Origin of the sequence: Nocardia sp. NPDC051321 (assembly GCF_044455225.1) — a bacterium.
Taxonomy (GTDB): Bacteria; Actinomycetota; Actinomycetes; order Mycobacteriales; family Mycobacteriaceae; genus Nocardia.
This window is the reverse complement of sequence record NZ_JBITEM010000024.1, coordinates 18596-34115: the sequence shown is the minus strand read 5'-3', so window position 1 is coordinate 34115 and position 15520 is coordinate 18596. Positions and strand designations below refer to the sequence as shown.

The window sequence follows — 15520 nt, the reverse complement described above, 5'->3', positions numbered from 1 at the left end:
CCTCGCCCGGCGCGACGCTCAGGCCGAGCAGGTCGGCGCGGGCGGCTTCGGCGCGTTCCAGTCGTTGGCGGCGATCCAGCCGAAGACGGCGAGCCTGCGATCGATAAAGCGTTGCAGGCCCGCGGTGGTGCCGCAGTCCTGGAGCAGATTTCCTTGGCGGTAGAACTTGGTGATCAGCTCTTTGAGTTTCTCGTTATAGGGCTCCTCCTTTTCACACGTGCTCTTCCGTGTGTCCGGGACGAACGCGGGATTCTGAAACAGTTCGGCGCGGGTTTCGGTGTGCACCGGTTTGTCGAAGATGGCGGGCGACAGCTCCAGCCATTCGCCGACCTCTTGATACCAGCGGTCGTCGTGGTCTTTACCGTCGCAAATCTGCTTCTCGACGTCCGGCGCGACGCCGAACAGCGAACCATCGGCCTGAGCTGGCGTTCCGGGCACCGCCAACGCGGTAGCGAGCGCACACGTCAGCACCCAGGTTTTATATGAGAATGTCAAAGACCGAACCTCCATGTGGTCGTGAACTTCACATGCTGTCCCTTTGACAAGGCAGTATGTCACTCACCGTCGCCGAAATCGGGGCACCCCCGCGCCCTTCGGTGTGCCGCATTCGACATAGTCATCGCCCGCACGGGAATACGCGACGACTCCGGCGGCGGGCGTGTGCGGTGGCAGCGGCGGCCCGCGCGTGGGACAGTCTCACCATGAACGCGCGTCGTCGCATTGCCGCTGTTGTCGCCGGGGTCATGAGCATCGCATTGGTCGCGGGGTGCGGCACTCCCAGTGAAAAGAGCAGTGGGCCGACCACATCGAGCGCGCCCGGGGTCGTTCCGCTGATTTCGACGAATGACCTGCCCGCGGCCAAGCCCGACGAGGTACACCTGTTCGGGCTCAACGATCTACACGGCAACCTGGAGCCACCGGCCGGCTCGACCGGCAAGGTGTCCGGCTACGACGCGGGCGGCGCCGCCTACCTGGCGACGCATCTGGCGCGGCTGAAGGCGGCGTACCCGGCGAGCGCGGTGGTCGCGGCCGGTGACGATGTCGGGGCGAGCCCGCTGGTGTCCGGGTTGTTCCACGACGAGCCGACCATCACGTTCATGAACACCATCGGGGTCGCCGCCTCCTCGGTCGGCAATCACGAATTCGACCACGGCGTCCTGGAATTGGCGCGGCTGCAGCAGGGCGGCTGCGCACTGGACGGGTGTTCGCCGGGAGAACCGTTCACCGGGGCCGAGTTTCCGTACCTGGCCGCGAATGTCACCGACGCCGAGGGCAAGCTGCCGCCGTCATTGAAGCCGTGGACCATCCTTCAGGTCGGCGGGCGCAAGATCGGCGTGGTCGGCACCGTCACGCCCGACACCGTGAATCTTGTTTTCCCCGAGGGGATTCGGGGATTCACGTTCGGTGACGAGGTCGCGGCGATCAACCGGTACGTGCCGGAGATGAAGGCGGCGGGCGCCGAGACCGTGGTGGCGCTGATGCACGACGGCGGCAGTCAGCGTGCCGACAAGGACGCGCAGATCGACTACAACGGCTGCGCGAACATCTCCCCGAATGTCACCGATCTCGCCAAGGGCGTCGACCCCGCGGTGTCGGCGCTGTTCACCGCGCACAGCCACCAGGCCTACGTGTGCACGATCAATGGCAAGTCGGTCACCCAGGCCGCGTCCTACGGCAGGCTCATCACCGACCTGACGCTGAATTTCGCTCCCGACGGGGTGCACGCGTCGGCGATCAACCGGGTGGTGACGCGCGACGTGACGCCCGACCCGTCCGCCGCCGCCCTGGTGAACTTCTACACCGAGCAGGCACGCCCGCGCACGGCCCGGGTGGTCGGCGCGGCCGCCGCGGCGCTGCCGCACGATCCGGACGCGACGGGCGTCTCGCCGCTCGGCAATGTCATTGCGGACTCGATGCTCTCGGCGACCTCGGGACCGGCGGCCGCGGTCGCGGCGTTCATGAACCCGGGCGGTGTCCGCGCCGACATCAAGGCCGGACCGGTGACCTACGGCGACATCTACACCGTCCAGCCGTTCGGCAACCAGGTCGTCACGCTCACCCTCACCGGCCAGCAGGTGCTGCGCCTACTCGAGCAGCAGTGGACCAATGCCAGCAAGCCCGCGATGTTGTCGCTCGCGGGCCTCACCTACGCCTTCGCGGACTCAGCACCCAAGGGCGCCAAGATAATTGGCGACAGTGTGCGCATCGCGGGGCAGCCGCTCAACCCGGCCGCCGCCTACCGCATCACCACCAACAGCTTCCTCGCCGCCGGCGGCGATGGTTTCACCGTCTTCACCGAGGGCACCGACAAAGTCCCGGGACCGACCGATCTCGATGCCTTCGAAGCACTTTTCCGCGACTCCTCGCCCGTCCAGCTACCGCCCGCCCGCGTCGAGCAGAGATAGCTGTCCGGTAGCCCCGAGTTACTGGACAGTTGACCAGTGAAGGTATACCTGGAAATCGTTGTAACACTTACCCTTTGACCTGCGCCGATGGGTGATCAGTCACACAGAGTGATCCAGCCCGGAACGCTTGCCGGGGCCGATCGGGACCCATTACTCTTCGGTAATAAGTCAGGACGAAGGGGTTCCTACTTTCGGCCCGATCGCTGTTACCGCGTCTCGCGGCCGAACTGATATCTCCGCATTCACCGTTGCATGCTGGATGACTTGTGCGACAACACGGTTCGAATGAACAGCAGGAGAGGGCGATGGCTACCTACATCGTGACGGGCGGTACCGGATTCTTGGGACGGCGGGTCGTTCAGGAGCTCCTGGACCATGAGCCCGACGCCGTTGTTCATGTCCTGGTGCGCGAGGAGTCGTTGCAGAAGTTTGCCGACCTCGCCACCGGATGGAACGGCGGCGAGCGAGTGTTCTCGCTGGTCGGCGACCTCACCGCGGACGGGCTCGGCCTGACCCGCGAGGCGCCGATGGCCGACCACGTGATCCATCTGGGCGCGGTCTACGACATGACCGCCGACGAGGAGACCGCACACGCGGCCAATGTCGCGGGCACCCGGTCGGTGCTCGCCCTGGCGCGCTCGATCGGCGCTGTGCTGCACCATGTTTCGTCGGTCGCGGTGGCGGGCGACCACAAGGGCAAGTTCTTCGAGGAGGACTTCGACCTCGGTCAGCAGCTCACCTCGCCCTACCATCGGACCAAGTTCGCGGCCGAGCAGCTCGTTCGCGAATCGCGCGGCGTGCGCTGGCGGGTGTACCGGCCCGCGATCATCGTCGGCGACTCGCGCACCGGCGAGATGGACAAGATCGACGGCCCGTACTACTTCTTCGCCGCCATCGCCAAGCTCGCGGCGCTGCCGTCGGAGCTGCCGATGCCGCTGCCCGATCTCGGCGCGACCAATATCGTCCCGGTCGACTACGTGGCCGCCGCAATGGCCGCCCTGGTGCGCAGGCCCGGCCTCGACGGCCGCACCTTCCACCTGGTCAACCCCGAGCCGCAGCCGTTCAGCGACGTATACGGCGCGCTGGCCAAAGCCGCAGGCGCGCCCGCCGGGATCGGCGTCGTGCCGCTCAGCGCCCGCGCGTTGAGTGGGCTTGCGCAGCTGCCCGGCGTTCCCGCGGTGCGCGATTTCCTGCTGGAGCAGTTGGGCATTCCCGCCGCCGTCGCGCCGCACACCTCCTTCGCGGCGGAGTTCATCTCCGACTCGACGCGGGCGCAGCTGCGCGGCACGGGGCTGTCCGTGCCGTCGTTCGACAGCTACGCCGGAGCGCTCTGGCAGTACTGGCGCGAACACCTCGACACCCATCGCGACCGGCCCGCGGTGTCCAGCGAGCCGCTCAACGGGCGGATCGTGCTGATCACCGGTGCGTCCTCGGGCATCGGCCTGGCCACCGCGCACTCGGTCGCCCGGCGCGGCGCCACCGTCCTGATGGTGGCTCGCGGCAAGGACGACCTGGCCGACGCCGCCGATTCGGTGCGCGCGGAAGGCGGTGTCGCCCATGACTATCCGTGCGACATCACCGACGCGGACGGGGTCGAGACGCTCGTCCAGACCATCCTCACCGAGCACGGTCACGTCGACTACCTGGTGAACAACGCGGGCCGGTCGATTCGCCGTTCGGTGCTGAACTCCACCGACCGCATGCACGATTTCGAGCGGACGATGGCGGTCAACTACTTCGGCGCGGTCCGGCTCATCCTGGCACTGCTGCCCTCGATGCGGGCCAGGCGCTTCGGCCACGTCGTCAACATCTCCTCCATCGCCGTCCAGACCAAGGTGCCGCGCTTCGCCGCCTACGTGGCGAGCAAGTCCGCGCTGGACAACTTCAGCGAGATCGCCGCGGTCGAAAACCGGGACGCCGGAATCACTTTCACCTCGGTCCGGATGCCACTGGTGCGCACCCCGATGATCGCGCCCACCGACCTCTACAAGTCCCTGCCGGTCCCCGACCCCGACCAGGCCGCCACCATCGTGGTTCGCGCACTCGAGGACCGCCCGCACCGCATCGACACCCCCGTAGGCACTTTCGCCCAGGCCGTCGATCTCCTGATGCCGTCGGTCAAGCGAACAATCCTGCACCAGGGTTTCCGCCTCTTCGGCGAATCCACTGCGGCACAAGGCAAGAAGAAGCCGAACACACCGAAAGCCCCGACCCCCGAATCCCCCCGCACCCCGCTGCAGGTCCTCGCCCCGGTCCTCATGCCGTTCATGACCCTCCCCGCCCCCGCCGCCCGAGTGGCCCGGGTCGTACCCGGCCTACAGTGGTAACCCGCTAGCCGATCGGCGCCCCCGAGAAGCGGTGCGCCTACCACCCCTGTCAATGCTCACCGTTTCTGTAACCCGCACACCCGCTACACCTAGTGTGCAGGTCACAGAAACGTGCACTTATCCGGGCAAGAGCTGCTGCGGACTCTCCAGAGTGAGCAGTCCAGTGAGCTGAAGACCTGTCCACGTTTTCCCGTGAAGTAGTGCTGGGCGCGTCGCCTGCCGTACCCGGCTGTAGTTAACGGTCAGGCGCGCGACGTCCAGTTCCGCGGTGGTCATCTGGCTGTGGTTGCGTCCCAAGCGCTTTGGACGAACGTTCGGTGGTCAGGTGGTGGTATCGAGGAGGGGCCACAGGGCGTGCATACCTTTCACAGGGACTCAGCTCCCTGTGAAAGGTATGGGCGCTCTGTGGGATTGGTAGGCAGGGTCGGCCAGCGGGGTAGGCGCGTACGGGTTGGCGGGCTGTGCACCGATTGCCGGGCCGCGCACCGTTGCCGGGCCGCGCGCCGATCGCCGGGGGCGGCGCATTGGGTTGGCGGGCTGCGCCGCGGGTTGGCTGTGTATTCGTGCGGGGTGGGCGGGGTCGGTGTTGGTGTGGTGGGGGCGTTGTATTCGTTGATTGTGCGTGATTGGAACGGGGTTCGGTCAGATTCGAGCTCTGGTTGTTGGCATGATATTGGGATAGCGGTAGTGGATTCGGGCTATGCAGTGGCGCACTGTCTGTAGCTCGGCGTGGAGTTCGCGGAGGCGCTGCGCTTGGTATGTCCTTTCGGCGGTATTGATGGCGCGCGCGAGTGTGCGGGCGTGGGTGGCGAGCAAGTCCAGAAATACCCGGGCTTGTGCGATGTCGGGATCATCGGACATTTGCTGTTCCTATCATGCGAGGGCGACGCGCACCACTGGAACTGTGCGGGTTTCACGGGATTTCGCCGCAGCGTATCCGAATCGAAAAGGACAGCGGGCGTTTCAGAGAATGCGCTGTGCGGGCGCCAATTCGCACCGAACAGCCGGGAGTGGGGGCCCACAGTACGTCGACCCCCACTCCCGGCAGCAGACTTACACCCGGCTCGCGACCAGCTGCGCCGCAGGCCACATGGCCCAGCCGTAGTTGGAGTGCTGGGTCGGATCGCCGCCGCCGGTGCACACCGGATCACCGGCCGCGCAGTAGTTTCCGGTGCGCCACGCATACAGGTCCGGCACGTTCGAGCCGGCCAGCCGCAGCGGATCACCGAACAACAGCACTGCGGCGACCCGTGCTTCGAGATCGACCGGCAGCGAGCTGATGCCGCCGATCCCCGTCACCAGGCCGGTGCCGAGCACGCCGTGCGTGACGACCGCACCCTGCGAGTAGCCGACCAGGACGAACCGCTGGTCCGGGCAGGCCGCGGCCTGCCACAGCACGTGCGCGGTCATGTCCTGGGTGCCCCGGCTGATCGACGCCGGATCCAGCAGGTCCGCAGGATAATTGACGCGGTACGCGACCGAACTAACCGGCAGCGTACCCAGTAGCGTTCCGTAGAGCGGGTCACCGGCAACCGCACCGAGGTACCCGGGTTCCTGGGTGCCCCTGGCGACTACGACGTCGACTGCCGCGCAGGCCGAGGCCAGCGCGGGCAATCCCGTCGTCGCTCCGAATCCCGCGACGAGCAGTAGCACCACGAATGCTTGCACCACCCGCCACTTCTCGAAATGAATTACCTTCCGGTTTGCCATCGTGATCACCCGCTCACGCCGTTGTGAGAAGCCGAGTGACACTTGTCGAAGACAAGTGCCACTCGGCTATATCTGCGAAGGTAAGAACGGCGAAGGGAGCCGTCAAGGAAAACGACCCGAACGATACGTACTCAGCGCTGAATCGTGTCCTGTTGTACCTTTTTTATGGCACGAGAACCGCTGCGCCCGTGAAACGTCCGTGCGCGAGGTCGGCGAGGGCCTCATTTGCCATCCCAAGGGAGTACCCATGGGTGGTCACTTCTATGCGATGTTCGCCTGCGAGAGTGAGAAATTCGCGGGCGTCGGCGCGGGTGTTCGCGGTGACCGAGCGAATTTCCCGCTCCTGGAACAGATGCCGCTGGTAATTCAGGGCCGGGATGTCGCTGAGATGAATACCCGCGATGGCGAGGACGCCGCCGCGATCGAGCGCCTCGAGCGCGGGCAGCACCAAGGTGCCGACCGGCGCGAACAAGATCGCCGAATCCAGCTGCGCCGGAGGCGGATCCGCGGCGCCCTGCACCGAGCTGGCACCGAGCTCCCTGGCCAGTTGCCGCGCGGCCGGGTCGCGGGTCATCACGTGCAGTTCCGCGCCGCGGGCCAACGCGACCTGCGCGGCGATGTGCGCGCTGCCGCCGAAGCCGTAGAGTCCGAGGCGTCCACCGGGCGGCAGCTCGGCTCGTTGCAGTGCGCGATAGCCGATGATGCCCGCGCACAGCAGCGGAGCCAGTTCGGCATCGTCGTAGCCCGCAGGCAGCCGCAGCGCGTAAGCCGCTGGCACAGTGGCGAATTCGGCGTACCCGCCGTCGGCGTCCCAGCCGGTGTAAGCCGAACGCGGGCAAAGGTTTTCGGCACCACGCAGGCAATACTTGCAGGCACCACAGGTATGCCGCAGCCAGGCGATGCCGACCCGGTCGCCCACGGCGAAGGTTTCGGTGAACCGCGAGTCCCGCGCGTCGGCCCCGACCGCCGAACCGACGGCGACGACCTCGCCGACCACCTCGTGCCCGGGCACCACCCCCACCCGATGCACGGGCAGGTCGCCCTCGGCCACATGCAGATCCGTTCGGCAGACACCGCACGCCAGCACCCGCACGAGCAACTCGTCGGTGGCTGGTTCCGGAACCGGTTCCCGCACCTGGTCCAGCGGCCCCTCGTCGATCGGCCCTGGACGGCGCACCCGCCAGCCGGTCATCGATGCGGTCCGGGCAACCTCGTTCATACCGATCTCCCCTCGTCGTCAGGATGCACGGCCGTATCGAGCTGCGCCTACCCTACTCGTCCGATTTCGCCACGTCACAGCTCCGCGTCTGATACATTTATGTATTGAATACATTTCTGTATCCATTTGACCGGCCCCCGCCGGTCGCGCCCGAGGAGGTGTCCATTGGCGTCGTCCACCGAAGCCAAGACCTCGGCAACCCGGGTCACCCGCCGCCGCGCCGAGACCAGGGAGCGACTGCTCACCGCCGCGTACGAGGCGTTCGCCGAGGAGGGCTTCGGCAAGGCCACCGTCGAACGCGTCTGCGAGCGAGCCGGATTCACCCGGGGCGCCTTCTACTCTAATTTCGGCTCGCTCGACGAGCTGTTCCTCGCCATGTGGGAACAGCGCTCGGCCGCCATGCTCGCCGGCGTGCGCCGCATGCTCGACGAAATTCCGGTCGGCACCGACGACGTGCGCACCTCGATCGAACGCCTGGAGCGCGCGGTCCCGGTCGACGAGGGCTGGTATCGGATCACCGTGGAGTTCACCACGCACGCGCTGCGCAATCCCGCGCTGCGCCGGGTGATGGCCGCGCGCGAAGAGGCCATCGTCAACGCGCTGATGCCGACCATCGTCGCAGGCTTGGCCAGAATCGGCCGCACGGTGCCCGACCCGGAGGCACTCGGCCAGGCGCTCGTCGCCGTACACGACGGCACCAGCGTGCAAGTCCTGATGGAGCCGCGCAGCCGGGTCGCCAGGCGCAGGCGTACCGACCTCATCTATCACGTCGTGCTGGCCTACAGCACCGAATCCAAAGGATGACCATGTCCGATTCCGCATTCGCCACCGAGGCCGATGTCATCGTCGTCGGCGCCGGACTCGCCGGTCTCGTCGCGACCCACGAGCTGGTCAAGGCGGGCCGCAAGGTGCACGTGCTCGACCAGGAGAATCGCAACAACCTCGGCGGGCAAGCCTTTTGGTCGCTCGGCGGATTGTTCATGGTGGACACACCGGAGCAGCGGCGCCTCGGCATCAAGGACTCCTACGAGCTGGCACTGCAGGATTGGCTCGGCTCCGCCGGTTTCGACCGCGACGACGAGGATCTGTGGGGGCGGCAGTGGGCCAAGGCGTACGTGCGGTTCGCCACCGACGAGAAGCGCGAGTATCTGCACGAACTCGGGCTGCGGGTGACGCCGCTGATCAGCTGGGCCGAACGCGGCGGCAGTTTCGCCGACGGACACGGCAATTCGGTGCCGCGCTTCCACCTCACCTGGGGCACCGGGCCCGAGGTGGTGCGGGTGTTCGCCGAGCCGGTGCTCGAAGGCGAACGTAAGGGCCTGGTGGGCTTCAGCTTCCGGCATCGGGTCGACGAACTGATCGTCGAGGACGGTGCCGTGGTCGGCGTGCGCGGCAGTGTGCTCGAGGAGACCGACCTGGAGCGCGGTAAAGAATCGTCGCGAAACATCGTCGGCGAGTTCGAGTTCCGGGCCAAGGCGGTGATCGTCACCTCCGGCGGCATCGGACACAACCACGAGTTGATCCGGCGCAACTGGCCCACCGAGCGACTCGGCAAGTGCCCGGAGACCATGATCTCCGGCGTGCCCGCGCACGTTGACGGGCGGATGCTCGGCATCACCGAAGCCGCGGGCGGCGCCATCGTCAACCGAGATCGCATGTGGCACTACACCGAAGGCATCAACAACTGGAATTCGATCTGGCCCGACCATGGCATCCGGATCATCCCTGGCCCATCCTCGCTGTGGTTCGACGCGAACGGAAAGCGGTTACCCGCACCGTGTTTCCCCGGTTTCGACACCATTTCCACCATGAAGGAGATCCTGGCCACCGGCTACGACTACTCCTGGTTCGTGCTCACCCAGTCGATCATCGAGAAGGAGTTCGCGCTGTCGGGCTCCGAGCAGAACCCCGACATCACCGGCAAGGACCTCAAATTCACCCTCAAGAGCCGCCTTGCCAAGGGCGCACCGGGTCCGGTGGAGGCGTTCAAACAGCACGGCATCGATTTCGTGGTCGCGGACAACCTGCGTGACCTGGTGGCCGGGATGAACAAGATCGCGCGTGGCCCGCAGCTCGACTACGAAGCGCTGGAACGGCAGATCGTCGCCAGGGACCGGGATGTGGCGAACAAGTACTCCAAAGACAGCCAATTGATGGCCATCACCAACGCGCGCCAGTTCCTCGGCGACAAGGTGAGCCGGGTCGCCAAGCCGCACCGCATCTTGGACCCGAAGGCGGGACCGCTCATCGCGGTGCGGCTGAACATTCTCACCCGAAAGACGTTGGGCGGCTTGCAGACCAACCTCGACTCCCAGGTGATGCGCCCCGACGGCACCGAGTTCCCCGGCCTCTACGCGGCGGGCGAGGTGGCCGGGTTCGGTGGTGGCGGCGTGCACGGCTACAACGCGCTGGAAGGCACCTTCCTCGGCGGCTGCATCTTCTCCGGGCGCGCCGCGGGCAAGGCGCTCGCCGCGAAGCTGGGTTAGGGCTTGCAGCTCGGCGACGGTTGCTGCGACGCGGAGGCCAGGCTGGTCGGCGGCGACAGCACCGACGGCTGAGTGCTTTCCGGTGCGGCCTGCGGCGGCGTCTCGGAATAGAGCCGGGTACCGGTCGCACGCACGCCCGGTTGCAAGGTGATGCCGAGAATCGTCGCCTGGTCGCCGTGCACATCGGTGACGCGCGCGTCGAACGGTCCGTTCCCGGCGCCGAAAATGGACCAGTAGTTGTCCATGCCCCGGGTGAGGTTCTGCCATGCGCCGCCGGTGTTCGGGCGAATAGCGACCTCCCGCAACGGGTTCCCCGATCCGCTGAGCAAGATAGCGAACCAGGCGCTGCTGGCGTCGGGCTTCACCTGATAGAACAGCTCCGGTGGCGGCTCCGGATTGCGCACCACGCTGTAGCGGACCTTCGCCACGCCGTCGGACAGGTCGGCAAGCTGGGTGAAGGCGGCGATACTCAAATCCAGTTGTCCCGGAGCACATGCCGGGCAACGGTCCACGATGAGCGCGCGCACATCGCCGCGCGGCCCCTGGATATCGAGGTACGCGCCGCACGGATCCGCTTTGCCGAATTCCGGTGTCGACATTCCGACATAGAAGCCGTCCATCGGTAGCCCGGGGAACGAACAGGAAACTCCCGGGCTGAACGAATAGAAACGGGCCTCCCCCGCGACGACCGGCTGCGGCTCCCGCGCGGGCGCGGCGGTGGGCCCAATACTGCTGGTAGCCACCGGCGTTCGCGAGGTCGCCGACTGGACCAGCACATTCGACGTCGCCGACGAAGCGAGCGCGCTCGGCGTATCGCAATGCACCGGCTCGGGACGGGTCAGCCACACGGCCACGCCCGCGATGGCGACCAAGCCGATCGCGGACCACAGCCACCCCGAACGAAAGTGTCGCTGGTTGATCGGTATCCGGTGCATCGCTCCCCGACTACGGCTCACCTGATCACGGACTGTCGCTCCTGACGTCCACTAGGAAAGCAGCCGAACGGTCGTCGCACGTCGGGAACGAAAATTCTTCGCAGTGAAAGACTCACGCTTCAGCAAGCATGGGGCAAATGCCCAGCACACTGTTGGACACTCCCGCAGCCCACCGGAAAATCAACGGCCGCCGCGGCCCGGTTCCGCACGAAAGCCCAAGTCACCAGGCCCGACTGGGCTATGCGAAGCCATCCATCAGCGAGAGCACCCGCAGCATAACCTCGTCCGCACCGCCGCCGATGCTCAGCAGGCGACTGTCCCGAAAGGCACGGGAAGTCCAGGTCTCCTCCATATAACCCATGCCGCCATGCACCTGCAGACACCAGTCCGCCACCTGACGCGAGAGCCTGCCCGCCTCCAACTTGGCGATCGTGGCCATCCTGGTGACGTAACCGCCGTCGGTGTAGGCCTGCGCGGTGGCCTCGGTATAGACGCGCAGCATGTCCACCTTGGCGGCCAGCTCGGCGTAGGTGTACTGCAGGTATTGGTTCGCGGACAGCGGCTGGCCGAACACCTTTCGCTGCTTCGCGTAGTCGCGGGTCATTTCCAGCTGCAGGGCGCAGCTGATCGGCACGCTGTAGGCGGCGAACATCCGCTCCATGACGAACTGCGACATCTGCTGCTGGAAGCCGCGGCCGATCTCACCGATGGTGTTACGCACCGGAACTCGCACGTCCTCGAAGGTCAGCAGCCCGGTATCGGAGGCGCGCATGCCAAGCTTGTCCAGCTTGCGGTCCACCCGGAAGCCCGGCGCGTCGGTGGGCACGATGATCTGGCTCATCCCGCGATACCCGCTCTCCGGCGAGGTGCGCACCAGGGTGCACAGCCAATCCGCTTGCACGGCATTGGTGATGAACACCTTCGACCCGTTGATCACCCAGTCGTCGCCGTCCCGGCGCGCGGTGGTCCGGATCCCCGCCACGTCCGAACCGGCCTCCGGCTCGGTAACGGCCACTCCGCAGACTGTTTCACCGCGCATGGCAGGTGCCAGATACTCCTGCTTGAGCTCCTCGCTGCCGTGCGCGTGCAGCGACGGCGTCGCCATCGCGACGTGCACGCCGAGCGCCATCGGAAACGACCCGTGCGCGACGCGACCCAGCTCCTGACACAGCACCACCGTGAACAGATGGTCGGCGCCCTGCCCCGAGTAGGCCGGATCGTATTCGAGCCCGAGCATGCCAAGCTTCGCCATATCGGCGAAAATCTCGTGCAGCGGCATCATTTCGGCGCGCTCCCACTCGTCCACGTGGGGGTTGATCTTCTGCTCGACGTAGCGCCGGACCATCGCCCGGAATTCCTGATGTTCGTCGCTGTACATCATGCGGTGCTCCTCGTCCCAGCCGTACCCCTATTGTCTCCGCGCCAGTACCGCCCACCGCACCATTTCTGATTTCCGGCACCGAAAATCGCAGGCGATTCTCGGTGCGCGAAATCAGAGGTGGTGCGGCTTGCCGGTGCGGGCTGGAGTAACGTGCGCGGCATGTCGCGTTCGCGCATTGTTCGCATTGCTACTCGATCCAGCCCTATGGCGTTGGCCCAGGCGGAGCAGGTTGCCGCCCTGCTCGGCGGGCTCGGAATGGACAGTGAGCTGGTCAAAGTCACCACCGCGGGCGACCGCTGGATGGGTGATCTGGCCAAGCTCGGTGGCAAGGGTGCCTTCGTCAAGGAGATCGACCACGCGCTGCTCGTGGACGAGGCCGACCTCGCGGTGCACTGCCTCAAGGACATACCCGGCGATATCCCGGTGCCCGAGGGGCTGGTGTTCGCAGGCTATCTGCCGCGCGACGACGTGCACGACGCGGTGATCACCGGCAACGGCGCCCCGCTTGCCGACCAGCCAGCGGGCACCGTGGTCGGCACCAGCTCGGTGCGCAGGCGGGCCCAGCTGCTGCTGCGTTACCCGCACCTGACGGTGCGGCCGTTGCGCGGCAACGTCAATACCCGGCTGGCGCGCCTCGAAGAGGGTCACATCGATGTGCTGATCGCGGCCGTCTCCGGCCTGCACCGCGTGGGCCAGGCGCATCGGATCACCGAAACGCTCGATCTGGACACCATGTGCCCGCCCATCGGCGCGGGCATCATCACCCTGGAGTGCCGCGCCGACGACACCGAACTCCGCGAGCTCGGCGCCCGCCTCGACGACCCGGAAACGCACCGGCAGGCCGATGCCGAGCGTGCCATGCTGCACGCCCTGCAAGGACACTGCAACTCCCCCATCGCGGGTTACGCGAGCACCGAGCCCACCGGCCGGTTGACGTTGCGCGGCAAGGTGTTCAGCCTGGACGGCACCCAGTGGCTGGACTCGCACCAGTGGGGTGTCCCGGAAGACCCGCAGGCGCTCGGCTTCTTCGTCGGCGCGGATCTGCTCCGCCAGGGCGCCCGCGCCATCATCGACGCGATCCCGCACTGAGCGAACCGCGCTCGCGGCTCAGCGCCAGCGGGCGTGGCGCGGGAACAGGGAACGACCGGCCTCGTGCGCGACCTCGACGAGGACGCGGGCCAGCCGCGCGGTGTCCAAAGCCGCTCGTTCGCTACCGATCTGGCCGGACAACGACAGCGCGGCCACCGCGGCACCGCGACCGCGAATAGGGACGGCTACGCAGGCGAGGCCGGCCACCGACTCCTCGGTGTCCACCGCGACGCCCTGCCGTTGCCGGATGCGGGCCAGTTCACGATGCAATTCGGCTCTGTCGCAAATGGTTCGGGCGGTCAGCTGCGGCAGGTGATCGCGGAACGACGTTTCGACGATGCTCGGTTCGAGCGACGCGAGCAGTGCCTTGCCGAGAGCCGTACTGTGCGCGGGCATCCGGCCGCCGAGCCGGGTCGGCACGGTAGCGGCGAACCGCCCGCCCGCCTTGTCGAGATAGAGCACCTCGCGGCCGTCGAGCACGCCGAGATGTCCGACCATGCCGGTGCGTTGACAGAGATCGTGTAGCAGCGGGCTGACCACATCGCGAATCTCGTTGTGGTCGGCGGCGAGTCCGCCCAGCTCCAGCGTGCGCATGCCTAGTCGATAGCCGCCGGGTGCGTGCGCGAGCCAGCGCAGCCGGATCATCTGGTCGAGGATGCGATGCACCGTCGAGCGCGGCAGGCCGGTGCGTTCGGAAAGACCGAGCAGGGTGAGGGTGGGGGTGGCGCCGTCGAAAGCGTCCAGTATCAACGTCATTCGCTCGATCATGGACACCGGTGGCTGCGGCGGCCGGGCGGACACCTGTCCCGTATATAACTCGCCGGACTGGGGAGGGGTCACCGCCTCGACCGTCATAGCTCACCTCCATTGGTGCTCGCCTAAAGCTTAGAACACGTTTGTGTCACCCATCACAGTGCCTCGGCGGGCGCGGAGTGGAATCCCGGAAACTACGGAGACCACTACGGATCTTCTCGGTAGCCGGGAACGAATCTTGACAGCTATGCCGCGCTGCCCCGCTGGCCGACCAAGGCGTACAGCCACTCTCGCGTGTAGCGCTCGGCGAGCAGCGGCAGGAAGTTGTCGATGGTGGCATGGGCGGCCACATGGTCGTAGGCCGAGCGCAGGAACTGTTCGATAGCAGCGTGGTCGATGAGTCCGTCGAACTCCGCCGCCAGGCGGGTGGCCGCGGCGTGCAAGGCGACCGCTTGGTCGAGCGCCGGATCGTGCGGATTGGGCGAGGTAACAGGGCTCTTCACAGCAGGCTCCCGGTCGGTGACGAGGTGCGATGAGCGCATGCGCTGGCGTCGGCATGCCTCATGGAGGCGAGTACCCATCGGTCGACGCCGAACACCTCGGGGCCGCCCCCGCCCGGCAAAATAGAACAGGTTCTTGTCTGCCGTGCGCTCGCGTGCCACGCTGATGGCATGGATCTCGCCGCCATCGAAGCCGTCCGCCAGCTCAAGTACCGATACTTCCGGACGCTCGACCTCAAACGGTGGGACGAATTCGCCGACACCCTCGCCGTCGACGCCGCGGGCCGCTACGGCACCCACGCGCTCGGCGAACCACTCACCCTGGATGGCCGCGCGGCGATCACCGAGTTCATGCGCGACAACCTCGGCCCATCGATCGTCACGGTGCATATCGCGAATCATCCCGAGATCGTCGTCGACGGCGAAACCGCCACCGGTTCATGGGCTTTCGAGGACACCGTGATCGCCACCGAACACGGCGTACTCATCCGCGGCGCCGGGTATTACACCGACACCTACCGCCTCGACCCCGACGGCAGCTGGCGCATCACCTCGACCAGCTATCAGCGAATCTACGAATCCATGCAGTCACTCGCCGACACCCCCAGTCATCAACTGCTGTCGAACATGTGGGCAACACCGGCACCGAAATAGGTGAAAGCGGTCCACTTTCGAAACGCTGGCGCTGGACGCGTTCGCTGTGGCGGCGGATGCT

Annotated in this window: 14 protein-coding genes; 6 read left to right on the top strand and 8 right to left on the bottom strand. The window is 66.6% G+C overall.

Annotated elements, in window-relative coordinates; genetic code table 11:
* Positions 1-18: 18 nt before the first annotated feature.
* Positions 19-495 (bottom strand): hypothetical protein, encoded by a 477-nt coding sequence (locus ACIA8C_RS40295; RefSeq protein WP_397144280.1) that lies wholly within the window; start codon positions 493-495, stop codon positions 19-21.
* 206 nt (positions 496-701) lie between these two features.
* On the opposite strand from ACIA8C_RS40295, the gene ACIA8C_RS40290 reads away from it, so the two are divergent.
* Both ACIA8C_RS40290 and ACIA8C_RS40285 read left to right on the top strand, forming a co-directional pair.
* Positions 702-2405 (top strand): bifunctional metallophosphatase/5'-nucleotidase, encoded by a 1704-nt coding sequence (locus tag ACIA8C_RS40290; RefSeq protein ID WP_397144278.1) that lies wholly within the window; start codon positions 702-704, stop codon positions 2403-2405.
* A gap of 305 nt (positions 2406-2710) precedes the next feature.
* The gene (locus ACIA8C_RS40285; protein ID WP_397144276.1) at positions 2711-4732 is read left to right on the top strand and encodes an SDR family oxidoreductase; all 2022 of its coding nucleotides are present in this window, start codon (positions 2711-2713) and stop codon (positions 4730-4732) included.
* A gap of 642 nt (positions 4733-5374) precedes the next feature.
* On the opposite strand, the gene ACIA8C_RS40280 is transcribed toward ACIA8C_RS40285, so the two are convergent.
* The 3 genes from ACIA8C_RS40280 to ACIA8C_RS40270 all read right to left on the bottom strand — a co-directional run bounded on the left by ACIA8C_RS40280 (position 5375) and on the right by ACIA8C_RS40270 (position 7661).
* A complete protein-coding gene (locus tag ACIA8C_RS40280; protein WP_397144274.1) occupies positions 5375-5593 on the bottom strand; it encodes a hypothetical protein in 219 nt (72 codons plus the stop codon).
* Positions 5594-5785: 192 nt separating this feature from the next.
* Entirely contained in the window at positions 5786-6442 is a 657-nt protein-coding gene (locus ACIA8C_RS40275; RefSeq protein ID WP_397144272.1) for a cutinase family protein, read from the bottom strand.
* Positions 6443-6605: 163 nt separating this feature from the next.
* Positions 6606-7661, bottom strand: a complete 1056-nt coding sequence (locus ACIA8C_RS40270) for a zinc-binding alcohol dehydrogenase family protein (RefSeq protein WP_397144270.1) — start codon at positions 7659-7661, stop codon at positions 6606-6608.
* Between the two features lie 165 nt (positions 7662-7826).
* Here ACIA8C_RS40270 and ACIA8C_RS40265 point away from each other — a divergent pair, with 165 nt between their 5' ends.
* Positions 7827-8465 (top strand): TetR/AcrR family transcriptional regulator, encoded by a 639-nt coding sequence (locus tag ACIA8C_RS40265; protein ID WP_397144268.1) that lies wholly within the window; start codon positions 7827-7829, stop codon positions 8463-8465.
* Positions 8466-8467: 2 nt separating this feature from the next.
* Entirely contained in the window at positions 8468-10147 is a 1680-nt protein-coding gene (locus ACIA8C_RS40260) for an FAD-binding dehydrogenase (RefSeq protein ID WP_397144266.1), read from the top strand.
* On the opposite strand, the gene ACIA8C_RS40255 is transcribed toward ACIA8C_RS40260, so the two are convergent.
* Together ACIA8C_RS40255 and ACIA8C_RS40250 are read right to left on the bottom strand one after the other, a co-directional pair.
* Entirely contained in the window at positions 10144-11103 is a 960-nt protein-coding gene (locus ACIA8C_RS40255) for an expansin EXLX1 family cellulose-binding protein (RefSeq protein ID WP_397144264.1), read from the bottom strand. The genes ACIA8C_RS40260 and ACIA8C_RS40255 overlap by 4 nt on opposite strands.
* Positions 11104-11320: 217 nt before the next feature.
* Positions 11321-12463 (bottom strand): acyl-CoA dehydrogenase family protein, encoded by a 1143-nt coding sequence (locus ACIA8C_RS40250; protein ID WP_397144262.1) that lies wholly within the window; start codon positions 12461-12463, stop codon positions 11321-11323.
* Positions 12464-12622: 159 nt separating this feature from the next.
* Here ACIA8C_RS40250 and hemC point away from each other — a divergent pair, with 159 nt between their 5' ends.
* Positions 12623-13552 (top strand): hydroxymethylbilane synthase, encoded by a 930-nt coding sequence (gene hemC, locus ACIA8C_RS40245; RefSeq protein WP_397144260.1) that lies wholly within the window; start codon positions 12623-12625, stop codon positions 13550-13552.
* A gap of 18 nt (positions 13553-13570) precedes the next feature.
* On the opposite strand, the gene ACIA8C_RS40240 is transcribed toward hemC, so the two are convergent.
* Positions 13571-14407, bottom strand: a complete 837-nt coding sequence (locus tag ACIA8C_RS40240; RefSeq protein WP_397144258.1) for an IclR family transcriptional regulator — start codon at positions 14405-14407, stop codon at positions 13571-13573.
* 143 nt (positions 14408-14550) lie between these two features.
* Positions 14551-14808 carry a three-helix bundle dimerization domain-containing protein gene (locus ACIA8C_RS40235; protein ID WP_397144256.1) on the bottom strand — a complete coding sequence of 86 codons (258 nt, stop codon included), beginning with the start codon at positions 14806-14808 and terminating at the stop codon, positions 14551-14553.
* A 168-nt stretch (positions 14809-14976) separates the two neighbouring features.
* Here ACIA8C_RS40235 and ACIA8C_RS40230 point away from each other — a divergent pair, with 168 nt between their 5' ends.
* Complete coding sequence (locus ACIA8C_RS40230; protein ID WP_397144254.1) at positions 14977-15459, top strand: nuclear transport factor 2 family protein; 483 nt, start codon at positions 14977-14979, stop codon at positions 15457-15459.
* Positions 15460-15520: the final 61 nt, after the last annotated feature.

Bases quoted from the DNA above. Each gene is read 5' to 3' on its own strand.
- ACIA8C_RS40290 (WP_397144278.1), top strand. From the start codon at position 702: ATGAACGCGCGTCGTCGCATTGCCGCTGTTGTCGCCGGGGTCATGAGC.
- ACIA8C_RS40285 (WP_397144276.1), top strand. From the start codon at position 2,711: ATGGCTACCTACATCGTGACGGGCGGTACCGGATTCTTGGGACGGCGG.
- ACIA8C_RS40280 (WP_397144274.1), bottom strand. From the start codon at position 5,593: ATGTCCGATGATCCCGACATCGCACAAGCCCGGGTATTTCTGGACTTG.
- ACIA8C_RS40275 (WP_397144272.1), bottom strand. From the start codon at position 6,442: ATGGCAAACCGGAAGGTAATTCATTTCGAGAAGTGGCGGGTGGTGCAA.
- ACIA8C_RS40270 (WP_397144270.1), bottom strand. From the start codon at position 7,661: ATGAACGAGGTTGCCCGGACCGCATCGATGACCGGCTGGCGGGTGCGC.
- ACIA8C_RS40260 (WP_397144266.1), top strand. From the start codon at position 8,468: ATGTCCGATTCCGCATTCGCCACCGAGGCCGATGTCATCGTCGTCGGC.
- ACIA8C_RS40250 (WP_397144262.1), bottom strand. From the start codon at position 12,463: ATGATGTACAGCGACGAACATCAGGAATTCCGGGCGATGGTCCGGCGC.
- hemC (WP_397144260.1), top strand. From the start codon at position 12,623: ATGTCGCGTTCGCGCATTGTTCGCATTGCTACTCGATCCAGCCCTATG.
- ACIA8C_RS40240 (WP_397144258.1), bottom strand. From the start codon at position 14,407: ATGACGGTCGAGGCGGTGACCCCTCCCCAGTCCGGCGAGTTATATACG.
- ACIA8C_RS40230 (WP_397144254.1), top strand. From the start codon at position 14,977: ATGGATCTCGCCGCCATCGAAGCCGTCCGCCAGCTCAAGTACCGATAC.